A 17690-nucleotide genomic window follows, 5' to 3' on the forward strand; every position below is an offset into this window, starting at 1 on the left:
TAAGGCGCGAAGAGCGGCGCCCCGAGGGCGAGGACGAGCTGGATCGCCACCAGGGCGACCGCGAAGGCGAGAAGCTTGTTCTTGGCCAGACGCGACACGGATCAGGCCCTCACGCGGGGATCGACGACGATGTAGAGGAAATCGACCAGGAAGTTCACCAGGACGAAGCCCGCCGTCACCACGAGGATCGTGGCCTGGATCAGCGGATAGTTGCGCTCGGCGATGGCGCCCAGGATCAGGCGGCCGAGGCCCGGAATGGCGAAGACCTGTTCGACCACGATGGCGCCGCCGAGCAGGTATCCGGTCATGATGCCGACGCTGGTGAGAAACGGGATCAGGGCGTTGCGCAGGGCGTGCTTGTAGACGACGCGCCGCTCCGGCAGGCCCTTGGCCCGGGCCGTGCGGACATAATCCTGCCCGAGCGCGTCGAGCATGGCCGAGCGCACGAGGCGCGAGAGATTGGCGAGGATCGGCAGGGCGAGCGCGAAGGCCGGCAGCACCATGCGCTGGAGATTGCCGACGGGATCCTCCGAGAAGGGCACATAGCCCAGCGACGCGAAGCCCGGCGCCCAGGTTGAGAGAAGCAGGATCAGCACGATCCCGAGCCAGAAGGACGGGATCGTCAGGCCGGCGATGGCGGTGACGCGCATGGCGACATCGGCCGCGCCGCCGCGGGTCTGCGCCATCAGGCACCCGACCGGCACGGCCAGCACCGCGCCGATGACGAGGGACAGGAAGGTGAGCTCGAGGGTCGGCCACAGATGCAGCAGGATCTCGGTCGAGACCGGCCGCCCGGTCCACAGGGAGGTGCCGAAATCGCCGCGCAGGGCCGAGCCGGCCCAGATCAGATATTGCTCGACGATGGGACGGTCGAGGCCGACGCGGCGGTTGAGCTCCGCCATGCGCTCGGGCGTGATCTCGGTGTTCGCCCCGAGCATGATCGCGACCGCGTCGCCGGGGATCATCCGGATCATCAGGAACACGATGACCGACACGCCGAAGAGGACGATGACGAGGTCGACGAGACGTGCGAGCAGGACGCGGTTCATGCGGACGGGCTCTTCGAGGAAAACGCTCCCGGCGCCGCCCGCGCGGCGCCAGGATGACGGGTGATGGTCAGTAGGATGCGTTGCGCAGCATCATGAGCGAACGGTTCGGCATCGTTTCGAAGCCCTGGAGCTTGCCGTTCATGGCCGAGAACAGGGTTCCGTAGGTCAGGTGCGCCACCGGGCCCGAGCAGGCGAGCTTCTGCTGCACCTTGTCGTAGGCCGCTTTGCGCGCCGCCTGATCCTGCTGGGTGCGGGCCTGGTCGAGCAGCCCGTCGATCTCCGCGTCCGAGTATTTGAACACGTTGGTCGAGCCACCCGTGCGGAAGGTGCGGTAGAAGTAATCGTCCGGATCCGGCTGACCGGCATTGATCGAGGCGAACAGGTCGAAGTTGCTGTTGCGCCAATCCTGGATGAACTGGCCCTGTTCCTGATTGACCAGCTCGACCTTGAAGCCGGCCTTGTTCAGCTGCTCCTGCACCACCTGGGCGATGTCCTTGACGTCCTGGCGCGGCAGGACCTTCATGGTGACGGCGACCGGCGTGGCGACGCCCGCCTCCTTCAGGAGCGCCTGCGCCTTGGCGGGATCGGGCTTGTAGCAGGCGAACTGGTTCACATCGACCGCCCAGGATTTGAGCGCGGGCGACAGGGGACCGCCGGGAACGCCGGCGCCGAACAGGGCCGCGTCCACGATCTCCTGGCGGTTGATGGCGTAGTTGACCGCCTCGCGCACCTTCGGGTTGTCGAAGGGCGGCTTCGACACGTTCATGCCGACGAGCGTGTAGGCGAGATCCATGGTCTCGGAGAGCTTCACGTTCGGCTTGCCCTTGAGCTGCAGCGCGGTCGCCGCGTCGATGTTGGGCAGAAGCGCGTATTGCCCGTTGCTCAGTCCGACCTGACGGGTGGCCGATTCGGGCACGATGTTGAACTTGAGGCCTGCGAGCTTCGGCAGGCCCTTGTCCCAATAGGCCTCGTTCTTGGTCAGGAGAATGAAACCGTTGGGCTGCCATTCCTGGAACTTGTACGGGCCGGTGCCGACGGGCGCCTTCTGCAGGGCGTCCTTGTTCGCCTCCATGGCGCTCGGCACGATGGCGATGGTGGCGAGCGAACTCAGGAGCGCGGCGGACGGTTCCTTGAGCTTCAGCTCCACGGTCGCGGCGTCGACCGCGCTGGCGCTCTCGACGGCCGACAGGCGGCTCGCCAGGGGCGACGCGATGTCCTTGCTCAGCACGCGCTTGATCGTGGACGCCACGTCCTCGGCTTCCATGGCCGAGCCGTCATGGAATGTCACGCCCGGGCGCAGCTTGAAGGTATAGGTCTTGCCGTCCGGCGCGACGGTCCAGGATGCCGCGAGGCCGGGGACGATCTTCAGGTCCTTGTCGATGGCGGTCAGGCCCTCGTAGATGGTGCCGTTCACCACCATGAAGCTCGGGAAGGCGGTGATGAGATGCGGGTCGAGCCCCGTGGGGCCGTTGTCCACCCCGATCTCGAAGACCTGAGCCGAGGCGGAAGCGATCGCCGCCACCATGAAACCTGCACCCAGAGCGGTGCGCAGTGCTGACGTGACCATTGTCGTTCTGTCTCCCTTGGAAGCCGCAGGGATTTATAGGCCATCGGCGGCACCCTGTCATGGTCCAATCTCATACCACTCTGGACCAGTTCAGCGCCTGTGCTATGGTTCGCCGCACAACCAGACCAGCTTCGGAGCCGTCCATGTCGCAGCGCCCCATCGTCAAAGCCATCGGCGTGATCAGCGGTACGTCCATGGACGGCATCGACGTCTCGGTCGTGGAGACCGACGGCGATGCGGCCGTGAGACCGGGCCCGGGGCGGACCTTCTCCTACCCGGACGACCTGCGGCGAACCCTCCAGTCCCTGATCGCCGAGCCGGCGCGGGCCCAGAGCGAGCCGCTGGACGATCTCGAACAGGCGGTGACGGACGCCCATATCGCGGCGATCCGGCGCTTCATGGCGGAGACCGGGATTCCCGCCGGCGACGTGAGCCTGATCGGCTTCCATGGCCAGACGGTCTATCACCGGCCGGAGGTGCGCTTCACGCGCCAGCTCGGCCTGGGCGACAGGGTGGCGTCGCGGCTCGGCATCGACACCATTGACCGCTTCCGCCACGCGGACGTGGCCTCGGGCGGCGAAGGCGCGCCCTTCGTGCCGCTCTATCACCGCGCCCTGGCGAACAGGCTCCCCCAGCCGGTCATGATCCTCAACCTCGGCGGCGTCGGGAACGTCACCTATATCGACGGCGACACGGTGATCGCCTTCGACACGGGCCCGGCGAGCGCGCTGCTCGACGATTTCGTCCTGCGCCGGCGCGGCCTGAGCTTCGACGAGAACGGACAGCTCGCGGCCTCCGGCCGGGCGGATGCGGCCCTCGTGGCGGCCTTCATGGGAAATCCTTTCTTCGACCGCCCGGCCCCGAAATCCCTCGACCGCCAGGATTTCCATGCCCGCGCCAAGGGTGTGGAGACCCTGTCCGACGCGGACGGCGCCGCGACGCTCGCGGAGTTCACGATTCAATCCGTCGTCGCGTCCCTGCGCCACGTTCCGCGTGCGCCGCAACGCTGGCTCGTCACTGGCGGCGGGCGGTGCAACGCGCATTTCATGAAGCGCCTCGCCGCGGAACTCCGCGTTGCCGTCGATCCGGTCGAGAGCGTCGGCTGGGACGGGGATTTCCTCGAAGCGCAGGCCTTCGGCTATCTCGCGGTGCGCTCCACGCTGGGCCTTCCCTTAAGCCTTCCCACCACGACGGGCGTGCCGCATCCCATGCCCGGCGGCGAACTGCACCGGGCCGCGTGATCCTGCCATGGCGCTCGACACGATGATCGACCGGGCCTTCGCGCCTGCCGCCGCGTCCGTCCAGAACGGCAGCATTCCCGGGGCCGTGCTCGGCCTCGTCACGACCGGCGGCGAACGCGCCGTGCGATGGGCCGGCCATGCGCAGATCGAGCCGGAGCGCGAGAGCCTTTCCCGCGAAACGTGGTTCGACCTCGCCTCGCTCACCAAGGTGATCTTCACCACGACGCGGACCCTGCAACTGGTCGAGGCCGGCAGGATCGCCCTGGACGATCCCCTCGTGACGGTCATTCCGGATCTGCGCCAGTACGACATGAACGCCGCCGAGCGGCGCCTGACTTTCCGGCAATGCCTGGCGCACCAGACGCATCTGCCGGCCGTCGAGCCGCTCTACACCTACGGCCAGGATCCCGGCACCCTGCGGGCCTTCATCCTGCAGCGCGTCTGGCAGCCCGGACCGCCGGTCTACTCCGACATCAACTTCATGCTGCTCGGCATCGCCATCGAGCGCATCACCGGCCGGGCGCTCATCGACCAGCCCCTGCCCGAACGATTCTCGTTCCGGCCCGATCCGGCGCTCTGCGCGGCGACGGAGCGGGACACCTGGCGCGGGCGCGTCGTCCGCGGCGAGGTGCACGACGAGAATGCCTTCGCGCTCGGCGGCGCCTCGGGCCATGCCGGGCTGTTCGGCACCATCGACGGCGTGCTCGACTTCGCCCATGGGCTTCTCGCCGGCTCCGGCCTCTCGCCCTCCTCCATGGCGGCGATCCGCACCCGCGAATCGGAGAAGCGAACGGTCGGGTGGGAGGGCTTCCATCCCGGCTGGCACGGGGGCGATGCCTGCTCGCCCGACACCATCGGCCACACGGGTTTCACCGGCACCGGCCTCTGGCTCGATTTCAGGCGCGGCCTCGCCTGGTCGCTGCTCACCAACCGGGTCCATCCGAGCCGGCACAAGGACAGCGGCATCCTCGGCCTGCGCCGTGCAACGGGCGAGCAGGTGATCGCGTTGTTCGACCGACGGGAGCCGCTTTAAGGATGCCGACAGAATCTTGACCGCCTCCCTTGCCTGATCCCTCTGCGGACCATTGTTGCGGCCATCAACTGGTCCTATACTGGTCTGGAAGAAAGTTGGCAGAATGGCGACAGAACATTTCAGTACCCGCTTCCAGGATCTCGACACCTGGCCGAGCCTCGACATCCTTGCGGCCTTCTACGAGGGCCAGCTCTCGGCGGTGGCCGCCGTCCGACCCTCCCTGCCGGCGATCGCGGCAGCCGCCGAGGAGGCGGTCAAGCGCCTGCGTCGCGGGGGGCGCCTCGTCTATGCCGGGGCCGGCACCTCGGGCCGCATCGGCGTCCAGGACGGGACGGAACTGCCACCGACCTTCAACTGGCCCGACGACCGGGTGGTCTACCTGATCGCCGGCGGCACGGGCGCCATCATGCAGGCGGTCGAGAACGCCGAGGATTCGATCGAAGAAGGCATTGCCGGGATCCGCGGCAACGATATCGGTCCGGACGACGTGGTGATCGGCGTGGCGGCGAGCGGCCGGACGCCCTTCACCATCGCGGCCCTGAAGGAAGCGGCCTCCCGCGGGGCGCAGACCATCGGCATCTCCAACAATCCGGACACGCCGATCCTCACGGCCTGCTCCCACCCGATCCTCGCCGATACGGGCGAGGAGGTGATCGCGGGATCCACCCGCATGAAAGCCGGCACGGCCCAGAAGATCATCCTCAACCTGCTCTCGACCCTGATCATGGTGCGGCTCGACCGGGTCTATCGCGGCCTCATGGTGAACATGCGCGCCACGAACGCCAAGCTGCGCCGCCGCAGCGAGATCATGGTCTCGCAGATCACCGATTGCGACGACGCCACGGCCGTCGAGGCGATCCGGCAGGCGGACGGCGACCTGAAGACGGCGGTCCTCATCGCCCTGGGCGCGGGCGTCGCGGAGGCGCGCACTGCGCTCGAGCGACACGGTGGCAATCTGCGCAAAGCCCTGGCGGACTTCTCCAAGACGCCGTAACAAAGTCATCCGGGCAAGGGTCTGAAGAAGGCGACGATTCATGGGGCTGGGGCTTGGCATCGACGCGGGCGGCACCGCCACGCGCTGGCGGCTGGCGGATGCGAACGGCCGCTGCGTGGCCCAGGGCTCCGTCGCTCCCCTGACCGGCCACCTCTTCTCCGCCGCCGCCGAGGAGCGCGCCCGGCAGATCGTCCTCGACATGGCCCAGGCCGTGATGACGCAGGGCCGGCCGCTCGGCATCATCGCGGGCATCACGGGACTCACCCGCGACACGCCCGCGGAGGCGACCATGCGGGCCCTGTTCGCGGAAACCTTCGAGCTCACCTCCGACCGGGTCTTCGTCGCCGAGGACATGTGGATCGCCTACCTGTCCTATTTCGCGCTCGGCGAAGGCATCCTGGTCTATAGCGGCACCGGCTCGATCGGCTATTACCTGTCCGAGGACAAGGAGGTCATCCGGGTCGGCGGGCGCGGCAACCTGATCGACGACGGCGGCTCCGGCTTCTGGATCGCCCGCGAGGCTCTGAAAGCCGTCCTGCGCGCCGAGGAGGAAAACCCCGGCTCCGGCTGGACGACCGCGCTCGGCGCCGCTCTCTCCAGGGCGCTGGGCGGCACGGACTGGAACATCGTGCGCTCCTTCGTCTATGGCGGCGACCGCGGCAAGATCGGCTCCCTGGCCCGCGCCGTGGGCGAGGCCGCCCAGGCCGGCGACGGCACCGCGCTCGACATCCTGCGGGAAGCGGGCGAGGAACTGGCCCGCCTCGCCAACGCCCTCATCAAGCGCCTCGGCCCGCGGCCCGTGGCCCTGGTGGGCGGCTCCGCCCGGCTCCACCCCGTCCTGGCCGCGGCCTTCCGGAAGAAGCTGGTGGCACCCGTCGAGTTCATCGCGACCGATCTCGACGCGGCGCTCACCGCGGCCCGGCTCGCGGCCACGCTCAACCGGGCGTGACGGTTCCTCGCAACGGCTTTCGACCCCTGCTTTTCCTTCTTGTCATCACCGGCCTTGTGCCGGTGATGACAAGGAAGGGGCGAGCCTCAAGCCTGACCGGCCCCGTCGCTGCCCCGGAAGAGCTTGCCTAATCGGCCCCGCTCGTCCAAGACTTCAGCGGCGAAATCAGATCCAAGACCTATCTCCGATGCATGCTCTCTTCGTGGGCCAGACCTATATCGACGTGACCTTCCTGGCGGACGAGCTTCCGACCGGCGACGAGAAGACCGTGGCGAGGGATTACGCGATCTCGTTCGGCGGCAACGCGGTCACGGCCGCCTTCGCCTGCGCCAAGCTCGGGCTGCCGCCCGATCTCCTGACCTCGATCGCCGACGACTGGCTCGGCCGCATGTTCATCGACATGGCGGCGAAATACGGCATCTCGGTCCACCACCGGAAGGTCCACGAATCATCCCTGTCCTTCATCATGCCGCGGGGCGGCAAGCGCGCCATCGTGCGCTGCCGCGACGACCATTACCTGCATCCGGTGCCGCCGCTCAACCTCCAGGGCTGCAAGGCCCTGCATCTCGACGGCCACCAGGCCGACGCGGCCATGCACTATGCCAAGATCTGCCGCGAATCCGGCATCCTCACCTCCCTCGACGGTGGCGGCCTGCGCTCCAACACCCACGAGCTCCTGGAATTCATCGATGTGGCCATCGTGGCCGAGCGCCTCTGCGAGCAGATGGACCTGAGCCCCTCCGGCATGCTGGAATACCTGAAGGGCCGCGGCTGCCGGATCGGCGGCGTGACCCTGGGCGAGCGCGGCCTCGTCTGGTACGACGAGACCGGCCAGGAGAGCGTCCTTCCGGCGCTCAACGTGCCGGGCGACAAGGTGGTGGACACCAACGGGGCCGGCGACATCTTCCACGGCGCCTACGTGTATTCCGCCATGGCCCGTCCCGACCTGCCCTGGCGCGAGCATTTCATCTTCGCCCGCGCGGCCTCGGCCCATGCGATCCAGCATCTGGGCAACGAGGCGAGCCTGCCGTCCATCCAGGACATCGCGCAGGTGCAGGAGCTTTACGCCGAGCGCAAGCTGGCGGCGTAAGCCACCCGGTCCTTGCTCACCGCACCCCGGCCATCGCCGGGCTCGTGCCGGTGACCTCGATGGTGACCTCGATGATGAGAAGCGCCGCGTTTCGGGCAATCGGGATGGCCGGCACGGGGCCGGCCATGACGAGGAGGGTGTGATCCCGCGCGGGCGGGGACGGCGGCGAGGGGTCGCCTCTCAGGCCGCCTTTTTCTGATAGTCCTTCACGTCCGAGAACTGGATCGCCTTGTAGCGGTCGACCTCGTACTGGAGGTTGAACATGTTCGGCGCCATGAAGACCGGCGCGTCGTCGAGGTCCCGCGCCATCGACGAGAGATGGCTGTCGATGAACTTGTCGAGCTCCTTCGGGTCGTCCGCCGTGATCCAGCGGCAGATGGAGAAGCGCGTCGGCTCGTAGTCGATCGGCAGGCCGTATTCGGCCCCCAGGCGCTCCTTCAGCACGTCGAGCTGGAGCGCGCCGACCACGCCCACGATGGCGCCCGAGCCGTCCTGCGGCACGAAGAGCTGCACCACGCCTTCTTCCGCCATCTGCTGCAGCGCCTCGCGCAGCTTCTTCGCCTTCATGGCGTCCTGCAGCTTGATGCGGCGCAGGATTTCCGGCGCGAAGCTCGGCACGCCGCGGAAGACGATATCCTCGCCCTCGGTCAGCGTGTCGCCGATGCGCAGGGTCCCGTGGTTCGGGATGCCGACCACGTCGCCCGCCCAGGCCTCGTCCGCGATGGCGCGGTCCTGGGCGAAGAAGAATTGCGGCGAGTTCAGGCTCATGGGCTTGCCCGTGCGCACGAGCTTCGCCTTCATGCCGCGCTGGAGCTTGCCCGAGCAGATGCGCATGAAGGCGATGCGGTCGCGGTGGTTGGGATCCATGTTGGCCTGGATCTTGAACACGAAGCCGGTCATGCGGCCTTCGCCCGCCTCCACGAGGCGCTTGTCGGCCTCCTGGCCGCGGGGCGGCGGCGCGTAAGCCGCCAGCGCGTCGATCAGGTCGCGCACGCCGAAATTGCGCAAGGCGGAGCCGAAGAACACGGGCGTCAGATGGCCCTCGCGGAAGGCCTGCAGGTCGAAGGGCTTGCACGCCTCCTGGGCCAGCATCACCTCTTCCTGCCACGCATCGGCTTCCTCCGGCGGCAGCAGGCTCACGAGCTTCGGATCGTCCGGACCGGACACGGCGGTCGGCTCCTCGTCCGTGTCGATGCGCCGGACCATGTTGCGGTGCAGGTCGAAGGTGCCGGCGAAGCTCCGGCCCTGGCTGATCGGCCAGGTGACCGGCGAGGTGTCGAGCGCGAGCGTCTTCTCGATCTCGTCGAGCAGGTCGAAGGGGTTGCGCGCCTCGCGGTCCATCTTGTTGATGAAGGTCACGATCGGGATGTCGCGCATCCGGCAGACCTCGAAGAGCTTGCGGGTGCGCGCCTCGATGCCCTTGGCCGCGTCGATCACCATGATGGCGGAATCGACGGCCGTCAGGGTCCGGTAGGTGTCCTCCGAGAAGTCCTCGTGGCCCGGCGTGTCGAGCAGGTTGAAGACGCAGCCGCCGTATTCGAAGGTCATGACCGAGGTCACCACCGAGATGCCGCGCTCCTTCTCGATGCCCATCCAGTCGGACCGGGTCGAGACGCGGTTCTTCTTGGCCTTCACCTCGCCGGCGAGCTGGATCGCGCCGCCGAACAGCAGGAGCTTTTCGGTCAGGGTGGTCTTGCCCGCGTCCGGGTGGGAGATGATCGCAAAGGTGCGGCGGCGGCCCACGGGGGCCGGAAGATCGGTCATGGCTCTTACAAAATTCTCAGGGAACGACGGTGGGGGACAGAACGCCGCAGCGCCCTGCCCTTTCGCTGGGCTCTTCTCACCCCATATGGGGGTTTCCCGTCAACAGCGAAAGGAGGTGATCCAGTGTCTCATTGTCATACCCTACGGTCCCCGGTTGCCGTGACCTGGATCTTGGCCTCTGCCGAGATCAGTGCGTAACGCACGAGGCATCGCGCGGAAAAGTGGAATCCGGTTTTCCGCATCGAGCGATGCGCAGGTGCGGCTCTCACGGGCCGTGGAACCGACAATGGAAAGGCCGCCTCTCGGGGCGGCCTTTCTTTTTGCGCCCGGAGGTGGCTTATCGGCGTGCGCGCCGGCATCCCCCTCCTGTCATGGCCGGGCTTGTCCCGGCCATCCCGATGGAACGAAGCGCCGCGCCTTTCCGATCGGGATCACCGGTACAAGGCCGGTGATGACGAAAGGGTCGAGTCTCGACCGGACGTCTAGAGCATCGGACGTGAAAAGTGGACCCACTTTTGGGATCGGATCCGATGCTCCACTCTTGGCTGGCGCATCGTTCGGGGCGGAAAACCGGATCCACTTTTCCGCACGATGCTCTAAGCCCCGAGAAGCTTGCCCGTGCGCTTCGCCTCCGTGCCGGCCACCTTGGCGAGCCGCATGCCCCGGGTCACGAAGCGCACGGCGATCCGGGCGAACATCACCCCGTCGGTCGGAGACCTGACCAGGGTCATGGCGCCGGTGAGCGGATCGATCACCTCGCCGATCACCTCGCCCTCCTTCACGCTCGTGCCGACCTCGGTCCGGAACACCAGAATGCCGGTGGCCGGAGCCTGGACGGGCTCGGAGGCGGCGAGCGGCGTCGCCCGGCAGAGCGCCTCGGGCACAGCGGGAGCCTCGCCGGCAACGACGCCGCGCAGGGTCAGGTAATCGATCATCGCGGCCGCATCGGCCCGGCCCGTCTCGTGGGTCACGTCCCGCTCGCCCCGGAACTCGAGGGTCGTCGAGTGGCAGGCGAAGGGAACGGGATGATCGGGGAAGCGCTCGGCCAGTTCCGCCCAGGGCCGGCTGCAGGCCTCGTCGAAGGGCTCGTCGCCCGACACGTCGGCAATGAGATAGGCGTGGGCGCCGAGCAGCGCCGAGAGGGGGGCGAACTCCTCCGCCGAGCGGCCATGGGTGTAGAGATGCACCACCGCTTCCGAATCGCAGTGCAGGTCGAGGACGATGTCGGCTTCCTGGGCGAGCCCCAGCAGGGCCTTCTTCATGACCTCGGCGGCGTTCGACGGAAGCCAGGCTTCGAGTTCGGCCCGCAGGGCCTCCCGGATCACGCGGACATTCGCCTCCCCGTCCTGGGTGAGCCTGCCCTCGACCCGCTCGGCCACCTTGGGCACGAGGTGAGGATAGCCGCGGTTGAAGTTGACCCCGTCGGCCAGGTGGAAGCGGCCGATATGGTCGCCCATCACCCGCTGGGCGAGGCCGATGGGATTGGCGGAGGGCACCAGGATGATCTCGCCCCTGATCCGGCCCTCGGCCTCGAGCGCGCCGAGGCGCTCGCGCAGGTGATGGGCGGCGATCATGCCGGGGATCTCGTCTGCATGGAGCGACGCCTGGACATAGACGCGGGGGCGGGCGCCCGCGGAGCCGAAGCGCTGGACCGTCAGCGACAGGTCGGCTCCGGGCGCCAGGGGGGACAGGGCAATCTGTTCTGTTCTCATGACTCGACAATCGGTGGAGGCCACGGGGCGACGCGGCCCCATAGGTCGGGTTGACCCCGTCAGGTAGCCTGCCACCCCTGCGATTGGAAGACGAAACGCTGCGGATTCGACACGATGGCGGCCAGCCCCTCCAGGGCAGGCTCCGGATTGACGATGGCGTAGACGGGCACCTTCCGGGCCCAGCCGTCGTGCGGCGCCTTGCGGTCGAAGGCCTCGCGGAAGTCGCCGGCTTGGAGGATGTCGACCATGCGGGGCGCGATGCCGCCTGCGATGAAGACGCCGCCGGAGGATTCGAAGGTCAGCGCCAGGTCGCCCGCGAAGCGCCCGAGGAAGCGCGCGAAATGCGACAGCGCATCGTTTGCGAGCGCATCCCCCTCGCGGGCCGCCGCCAGGACGTCGTTGGGGATCCTGAAGGGGCAATCGACGCCGCGATGGGCCGCGAGCGCCCTGGCGATGCGGAACAGGCCGGGACCGGACAGCACGACCTCTCCGGAGACCCGTCCGCCGACCCGCTCCAGATGCGGCCAGATGGCGGTCTCCTCGTCGTTCGTCGGGCCGAACTCCATGTGGCCCGCTTCGGTGGCGAGGATCGCCAGGCGGTCCTCCACGGGAATGAGCGCCCCGGCGCCCAGGCCGGTTCCGGGCCCGAGCACGACGCGCGCCCCGGGCTTCGCCGCCGGGAAGCTGCCGATCGGCGCGAGATCGCCCTTGGTCTCGTCGAGCACCGTCACCGAGGCGGCGACGGGCGTGTAGTCGTTGACCAGGGTCACGCGCTCAAGGTCGAGGGCCTGCCCGATGGCCTTCGCGTCGATCACCCAATGGGCGTTGGTAAGGCGGATCGCGGGCGCGTCCACCCGCGTCGCCACCGCGATGATGGCGGAGCGGGGCGCCGGCCCGTCATAGGCTTCGAGCGCGATCCGGATCGCCCCCACGGGGTCCGGCGTCTGTGCCGTCAGGGTCCTGGGCAGCAGCCGAACGGCGGCACCCGGCGCGGGCAGCATGGCGAAGCGGGCGTTGGTTCCGCCGATATCCCCGAGCAGAACAGGAAATGCGAACATCGAAACCTATCGTCCTTTCCGCGTCACGCGCCCGATCCCGATGATCAGAACGCCTCCTCCCAGCTCCGGCTCAGGCGAACCGCGGAGTTGATGAGACCGACCATGGAATAGGTCTGGGGGAAGTTGCCCCACAGCTCTCCGGTCGTGAAGTCCGCATCCTCGGAGAAGAGTCCGAATGAATTGCGCAAACTCAGGATGTGCTCGAACAGTTCCTTCGCCTCGTCCTTGCGCCCGATGACGTTCAGGGCATCCACGTACCAGAAGCCGCAGATCATGAAAGCGGTATGCATGAGGCCGAAATCGTCTTCCACATCATAACGCAGCAGAAGATCGCCGCGCCGCAGCTTCGAGCCCACGGCCTCCACGGTGGCGATGAAGCGCGGATCGTCCGGCTTCACGAAATCGAGTTCGGCGAGCAGCAGGAGCGTCGCGTCGAGATCCTCGCCGTCGAAGGACGACACGAAGGTTCCCTTCTCCGGATTGTAGGCGCGCTCGTTGATCACCCGGTGCATATGGTCGGCGTTCTCGCGCCAGAACGCAGCCCGGTCCTCGCGGCCCATGGCCTCGGCGATCTTGATGAGGCGGTCGCAGGCCGCCCAGCACATCACGCTCGGAAACGTGTGCACGGCCGCCTTGGTGCGCAGCTCCCACGGGCCGGCATCGGGCTGGTCGAAAACCTCGATGGCGCGCTGTCCCAGCTTCTCCAGATGGGAGAACAGGGCCCGGTTGCCGGTGCGGATCAGGCGCTTGTCCAGGAACGCATGGACGGACGCCAGGACGATGCTGCCATAGGCATCGTTCTGGATCTGCGTATAGGCCGCGTTGCCGACCCGCACGGGCCCCATGCCGCGATAGCCGGCGAGCGCCGTCGCCTCGCGCTCCTCCAGATCCGGCGAGCGCGTGATGCTGAAGAGCGGCGGCATGTCCTTCTGGTCGGGGATGGCCTCCATGTCGTCGACGATGTTGGTGATGTAGGTGAGGTATTCCTCCATCGTCTTGGTGGTGCCGAGCCGGTTGAGTGCCTGGATGACGAAATAGGCGTCCCGCAGCCAGCAATAGCGGTAATCCCAGTTGCGCTTGGTGTGCGGGGCTTCCGGCACCGAGGTGGTGAGCGCCGCCACGATGGCGCCCGTCTCCTCGTAATTGCACAGCTTGAGCGTGATCGCCGCGCGGATCACCGCCTCCTGCCAGTCGAACGGAATCGAGAGCGAGCGCACCCAGTCGCGCCAGAAATCCACCGTGCTGTCGAGGAACGCGCGGGCGGTGGAATCCGTCTCGGACCGCAGAGGCTCGTCCTCCCCGAAGAAGAACGACAGGGGCCGGTCCACCACGAAGGGGCGCTCGTCCTGCACGTAGGACACGGAGGCGTCGGTGGTGAGCCGCAGGGAATAGGCCGGCCCGACGAAGCGCAGATGGTTGCTGCCGCGGGTCAGGTTCGGCGGGCAGCTGCCCCAGTCGTAATGGGGGCGCAGCCGCACCCGGATGCGCGGGCGGCCCTTCACCGGATAGACCCGGCGGATGAGCATCGGCGGCCGGAAGGTGCGGTCGTAGTGCTTGAAGCGCGGGGCGAAATCCGTGACCTCGAGGATGTTGCCGAAGGAATCGGTCATCCGCGACACGAGAACCGCCGTGTTCTCGAGATAGGTCTGCTCGCAGGACACCATGCCGACCATGTCGATGGCGAAGACGCCCTTCTGCTCCGCATCGGTCTGGCCCTCGGGGCTGTCGAGCAGCGCGGAGAAGACCGGGTCGCCGTCGAAGCGAGGAAAGCAGCTCCAGACGATCTGGGCACGGCGGTCCACCAGGGCCGAGATCGTGCAGTTGCCGATAACGGCAAGATCAAGCGAACTCATGTCAGCAATCATCCCCTTTGAAAGGCAGGGTTCCTTCGAAAGCCCACGTGGACAGGCAATGTCGCAGATCCGCAGGCGTTCCAAGACGAACCTTGGCAATGGTATCTCCCGCGCCGATGCGCACGGACAGGCCGCCATGCGCATTCACGGCCTTGAACCCGTTCTCGTCGGTCAGGTCGTCGCCGACGAAGACCGGACGCCGCCCCCTGTAGGGGGCCTCCTGGAGGAATCGCTCGATCACCTTGCCCTTCCCGGCCGCCGAGGGAAGGATTTCTGCCACAGCTTTCCCGTGTTGAACACGGTAATCCGCGCCCAGCGCCTCGACGGCCGCGTGGGCGGTGGCGAGAGCGAAATCCTTCTCGTGCGGGGCCAGGCGCCAGTGAACCGCGACCGAGCAGCCCTTGTCCTCGATGAGCACGCCCTCCTTGCCCGACACGATCGCGCGCAGGCGCTCGACCGCCGCGCGCAGGGCCGGGTGCTCGTCCGGATCGCACATGGACAGTTTCCCGGCGATCCGATGCTCGAGCCCGTGAAGGCCGGCCATGTCGAAGGCATGGGGCACGAAGCGTCCGTCGAGGAACGCGACGGGACGGCCGCTGATGATGGCGAGCGCGCCGCCGAGCCGCTCCTGAAGGCGCGTCAGAACCGGGGGAAGAGCCGGGTCCACCCGGACCGCGTCCGGACGCTCGACGATGTCCACCAGCGTTCCGTCGAAATCGAGAAAGAGGGCGTAACGCTCGTTCGTGTCGGGCATCGGGCCTTGTCCTGCAGGAGCCTCACGCATTGGCCGGCGCAAGCCTCCGTCCCTTCGCGATCAGTCGCCGGATCCGCTGCTGCTTGCGCAGGCGGGAGGCGGCCAGCAGCATCTGGCCCGCCCAGCGATAGACGTTGCGCTCCTTGACCTGATCGCGCATCAGCCGCATCCGCTCGCGCTGCTCGGGCTGCGGCATGGTGAGCGCGCGATTGATGGCCTCGCCCATGGCGTGGGCATTGTAGGGATTCACGATCAGCGCCTCGGACAATTCGCGGGACGCGCCGGCGAAAGCCGACAGGATCAGCACGCCCTGCTCATCGTCCCGGGCGGCCACGAATTCCTTGGCCACGAGGTTCATGCCGTCGTGCAGGCTCGACACGATGCACAGATCCGCCGCCCTGAAGAGCTCGAAGACCTGGTCGGGCTCGTGATGGCGGATGAGGAGCTTGATCGGCTCGTCATCGCCGCGGCCGTGCTTCTCATTGATCTCGCGCGCCAAGGCTTCGGCCTCTTCCTGGAGTTGGCGGTAATTGGACAGCTTGCTCCTGGTAGGCGCCGCCACCTGAACGAAAGCAAAATTTCCGTGCCATTCCGGATGTTCGGTCAGGAGCGCGTCGATGGCCTGCATGCGGTCGATGATGCCCTTCGTGTAGTCGAAGCGCTCGATGCCGACGCCGATGCGCATGTCCGGGGACAGTCCCAGACGCTCGCGCACGATCCTGCGGCATTCCTCCACGGGCTTCTGCCCCTCCATGGCGGTGGGAGGCCATTCGATGGAGATCGGATAAGGCCGGATCAGCGTCTCCTCGCCGCCGAAGAACACCGAGTCCTTCTCCCGGTCGATGCGGCTCTCCACGTAGGAATCGACCGCATCCAGGAAATTGTTGCAATGCGCCTGGGTGTGGAAGCCGAGGATCGACGAGCCCAGCAGACCGTCGATGATCTCCTCGCGCCAGGGACAGATGCCGAATGTTTCCGCATTCGGCCACGGAATGTGCCAGAAGGTCACGATGGTCGCCCGGGGCAGCCGGTCGCGGATCATGCGCGGCAGGAGGGCGAAATGATAGTCCTGCACGAGGATGATCGGGTCCTCGCGCTTGGCCTCGGCCACGATGGCCTCCGCGAACTTCTCGTTGACGGACCGGTAGAACTGCCAGTCCGACTCCCGGAAGATCGGACGCACGAAGGCGATGTGGCACAGGGGCCAGAGGCCCTCGTTGGCCGCGCCGTAATAGTAGCCGTCCTGCTCCTCCTCCGAGAGCCAGACGCGGCGCAGGGTGTAGGACGGGTGATTGGGGGGAACGGGCACTCGGTCGTTGGCGTCGACGGTGTCCCGGTCGGCCGTTCCGCTGCCGTGGGCCACCCAGGTGCCGCCGCAGGCGCGCACCACCGGCTCCAGGGCGGAGACGAGGCCGCTCGCCGGGATCTGCAGGGAGATCTCGCCGCCCTCGGTGCGGTTGTGGATGTAGGGCTCGCGGTTGGACACCACGATGACCTCGGAGCCGGACAATTCGTTGGACAGGGCGGCCCGCAGGGTCTCCGGGCTCCAGTCCGTATGGGCCGCATCGATGGTCCGCCGCGAGGCTTCGAGCTCCTGGAGCACATCGCGGATCTCCTGGCCCAGGGGAATGATGTTCTCCTCCACGGGCGGAGTGGCATTGCCCGTCCGGGCGCTCTCGAGAGCCTGACGGATCGAGGCCAGCCACCGGCGCATGATGATGGCCGCGATCATGGCCGCGAGGGCTGCGGCCCCGAAGGCGACACCGGCCAGAGCGAGGAAGAGGTAGTTTCTCGCCTCGCCGCCGCGCTGGTCGGCATAGCTCAGGTCGTGCAGGACCACGAGGTGGCCCGGCCGGTTCGCGGCATTCAGCGGGAACGAGCTGACCAGGACGTTGTGATCCTGATTCCTGACGACGGAGAAGCTTTCCGCGTCCGATCGGGACGCCTCGGAGCAGGAGAAGGACGGCGGCATGTTGCTGGTGGGGAAGCGCAGCTCCTGCCCGTCGCAATAGCCGATGGCGAGAACCCGCTCGTCCGAGGCGATCCGCTCGAACAGGATGCCGGCCTGCTGCGTGTCGTTCCGGGCGAGCAGCCCGCTGATCTGGTCGCGGACGGAATTGAACACGAGGCGGGATCGCAGCTCGACATCGCGGCGCGACCATTGTTCCACGAAGGATGTCGCAAAGGGCAGCACGGCCAGGATGACGATGGCCGCGACAAGCATTGCGATACCGCCAAAGCGGAAGATGATCCTCAAAGCGCTTGGTTCCTCAAGAGATTCGACACCGACATCGAGGCCCCGGGCCGGGCCGCGGCGCGAGCCGTCGGCGTTCGACCTCGATGGAAGGCCCCGGGGAGCGCGGCCTTCGCCCCTGTTATGGGCCCCCGGGCGGAACTTTCCAGGCTTGAGCGAGGCGGGATGGGCCTCGAGCCATGCCTGAAACGCAAACCGCGGCCGGTGCTGTCGGCACCGGCCGCGGTCTGTCGGCGTCTCAGGACAGGCGGGATCAGTGCTCGCGGAAGGCGCGGGCGATCTGCTCCTGCATCGGCTTGAAGAAATATTCGAACGGGGTGCGCTGGTTCACCTCGACGAAGACCTCCGCCTGCATGCCGGCGATGAGATGGA

The 17690-nt window shown here is 67.5% G+C and carries 13 protein-coding genes; 5 read left to right on the top strand and 8 right to left on the bottom strand.

Annotated elements, in window-relative coordinates; translation table 11 throughout:
• Positions 1 to 101 precede the first annotated feature (101 nt).
• A complete protein-coding gene (locus NF876_RS40220) occupies positions 102 to 1049 on the bottom strand; it encodes an ABC transporter permease (protein WP_262273360.1) in 948 nt (315 codons plus the stop codon).
• Between the two features lie 67 nt (positions 1050 to 1116).
• Positions 1117 to 2616 (bottom strand): ABC transporter substrate-binding protein, encoded by a 1500-nt coding sequence (locus NF876_RS40225; RefSeq protein ID WP_262273361.1) that lies wholly within the window; start codon positions 2614 to 2616, stop codon positions 1117 to 1119.
• A gap of 143 nt (positions 2617 to 2759) precedes the next feature.
• Between NF876_RS40225 and NF876_RS40230 the strand changes: the two genes are divergently transcribed.
• The 5 genes from NF876_RS40230 (at position 2760) to NF876_RS40250 (ending at position 7923) form a co-directional block, all read left to right on the top strand.
• Positions 2760 to 3857 carry an anhydro-N-acetylmuramic acid kinase gene (locus NF876_RS40230; protein ID WP_262273362.1) on the top strand — a complete coding sequence of 366 codons (1098 nt, stop codon included), beginning with the start codon at positions 2760 to 2762 and terminating at the stop codon, positions 3855 to 3857.
• 7 nt (positions 3858 to 3864) lie between these two features.
• A complete protein-coding gene (locus NF876_RS40235) occupies positions 3865 to 4890 on the top strand; it encodes a serine hydrolase domain-containing protein (protein WP_262273363.1) in 1026 nt (341 codons plus the stop codon).
• Between the two features lie 103 nt (positions 4891 to 4993).
• The gene (locus NF876_RS40240; protein WP_262273364.1) at positions 4994 to 5884 is read left to right on the top strand and encodes an N-acetylmuramic acid 6-phosphate etherase; all 891 of its coding nucleotides are present in this window, start codon (positions 4994 to 4996) and stop codon (positions 5882 to 5884) included.
• Between the two features lie 40 nt (positions 5885 to 5924).
• On the top strand, positions 5925 to 6833 hold the full coding sequence (locus NF876_RS40245) for an N-acetylglucosamine kinase (RefSeq protein WP_262273365.1): 909 nt from the start codon (positions 5925 to 5927) through the stop codon (positions 6831 to 6833).
• Between the two features lie 187 nt (positions 6834 to 7020).
• Complete coding sequence (locus NF876_RS40250; protein WP_262273366.1) at positions 7021 to 7923, top strand: sugar kinase; 903 nt, start codon at positions 7021 to 7023, stop codon at positions 7921 to 7923.
• A gap of 180 nt (positions 7924 to 8103) precedes the next feature.
• Here NF876_RS40250 and NF876_RS40255 read toward each other — a convergent pair whose 3' ends face one another.
• From NF876_RS40255 to NF876_RS40280, 6 genes are all read right to left on the bottom strand, one after another.
• A complete protein-coding gene (locus tag NF876_RS40255; RefSeq protein ID WP_262273367.1) occupies positions 8104 to 9687 on the bottom strand; it encodes a peptide chain release factor 3 in 1584 nt (527 codons plus the stop codon).
• Positions 9688 to 10283: 596 nt separating this feature from the next.
• Complete coding sequence (locus NF876_RS40260; protein ID WP_262273368.1) at positions 10284 to 11399, bottom strand: succinylglutamate desuccinylase/aspartoacylase family protein; 1116 nt, start codon at positions 11397 to 11399, stop codon at positions 10284 to 10286.
• 59 nt (positions 11400 to 11458) lie between these two features.
• Complete coding sequence (locus NF876_RS40265) at positions 11459 to 12400, bottom strand: glucokinase (RefSeq protein WP_373696787.1); 942 nt, start codon at positions 12398 to 12400, stop codon at positions 11459 to 11461.
• Positions 12401 to 12501: 101 nt separating this feature from the next.
• Positions 12502 to 14310: a glycoside hydrolase family 15 protein gene (locus NF876_RS40270; RefSeq protein ID WP_262273370.1), complete on the bottom strand. Its 1809-nt coding sequence runs from the start codon at positions 14308 to 14310 to the stop codon at positions 12502 to 12504.
• A gap of 1 nt (position 14311) precedes the next feature.
• The gene (gene otsB, locus NF876_RS40275) at positions 14312 to 15064 is read right to left on the bottom strand and encodes a trehalose-phosphatase (RefSeq protein ID WP_262273371.1); all 753 of its coding nucleotides are present in this window, start codon (positions 15062 to 15064) and stop codon (positions 14312 to 14314) included.
• Positions 15065 to 15086: 22 nt separating this feature from the next.
• Positions 15087 to 17288, bottom strand: a complete 2202-nt coding sequence (locus NF876_RS40280) for an alpha,alpha-trehalose-phosphate synthase (UDP-forming) (RefSeq protein ID WP_262273372.1) — start codon at positions 17286 to 17288, stop codon at positions 15087 to 15089.
• Positions 17289 to 17690 lie beyond the last annotated feature (402 nt).

The sequence above is a fragment of the Microvirga yunnanensis genome, assembly GCF_025460875.1.

Coding starts and splice junctions, on each gene's coding strand:
- NF876_RS40255 (WP_262273367.1), bottom strand. CDS start 9,687: ATGACCGATCTTCCGGCCCCCGTGGGCCGCCGCCGCACCTTTGCGATC.
- NF876_RS40250 (WP_262273366.1), top strand. CDS start 7,021: ATGCATGCTCTCTTCGTGGGCCAGACCTATATCGACGTGACCTTCCTG.
- NF876_RS40245 (WP_262273365.1), top strand. CDS start 5,925: ATGGGGCTGGGGCTTGGCATCGACGCGGGCGGCACCGCCACGCGCTGG.
- NF876_RS40280 (WP_262273372.1), bottom strand. CDS start 17,288: ATGCTTGTCGCGGCCATCGTCATCCTGGCCGTGCTGCCCTTTGCGACA.
- NF876_RS40225 (WP_262273361.1), bottom strand. CDS start 2,616: ATGGTCACGTCAGCACTGCGCACCGCTCTGGGTGCAGGTTTCATGGTG.
- NF876_RS40230 (WP_262273362.1), top strand. CDS start 2,760: ATGTCGCAGCGCCCCATCGTCAAAGCCATCGGCGTGATCAGCGGTACG.
- NF876_RS40270 (WP_262273370.1), bottom strand. CDS start 14,310: ATGAGTTCGCTTGATCTTGCCGTTATCGGCAACTGCACGATCTCGGCC.
- NF876_RS40265 (WP_373696787.1), bottom strand. CDS start 12,400: ATGCTGCCCGCGCCGGGTGCCGCCGTTCGGCTGCTGCCCAGGACCCTG.
- otsB (WP_262273371.1), bottom strand. CDS start 15,064: ATGCCCGACACGAACGAGCGTTACGCCCTCTTTCTCGATTTCGACGGA.
- NF876_RS40235 (WP_262273363.1), top strand. CDS start 3,865: ATGGCGCTCGACACGATGATCGACCGGGCCTTCGCGCCTGCCGCCGCG.
- NF876_RS40240 (WP_262273364.1), top strand. CDS start 4,994: ATGGCGACAGAACATTTCAGTACCCGCTTCCAGGATCTCGACACCTGG.
- NF876_RS40260 (WP_262273368.1), bottom strand. CDS start 11,399: ATGAGAACAGAACAGATTGCCCTGTCCCCCCTGGCGCCCGGAGCCGAC.
- NF876_RS40220 (WP_262273360.1), bottom strand. CDS start 1,049: ATGAACCGCGTCCTGCTCGCACGTCTCGTCGACCTCGTCATCGTCCTC.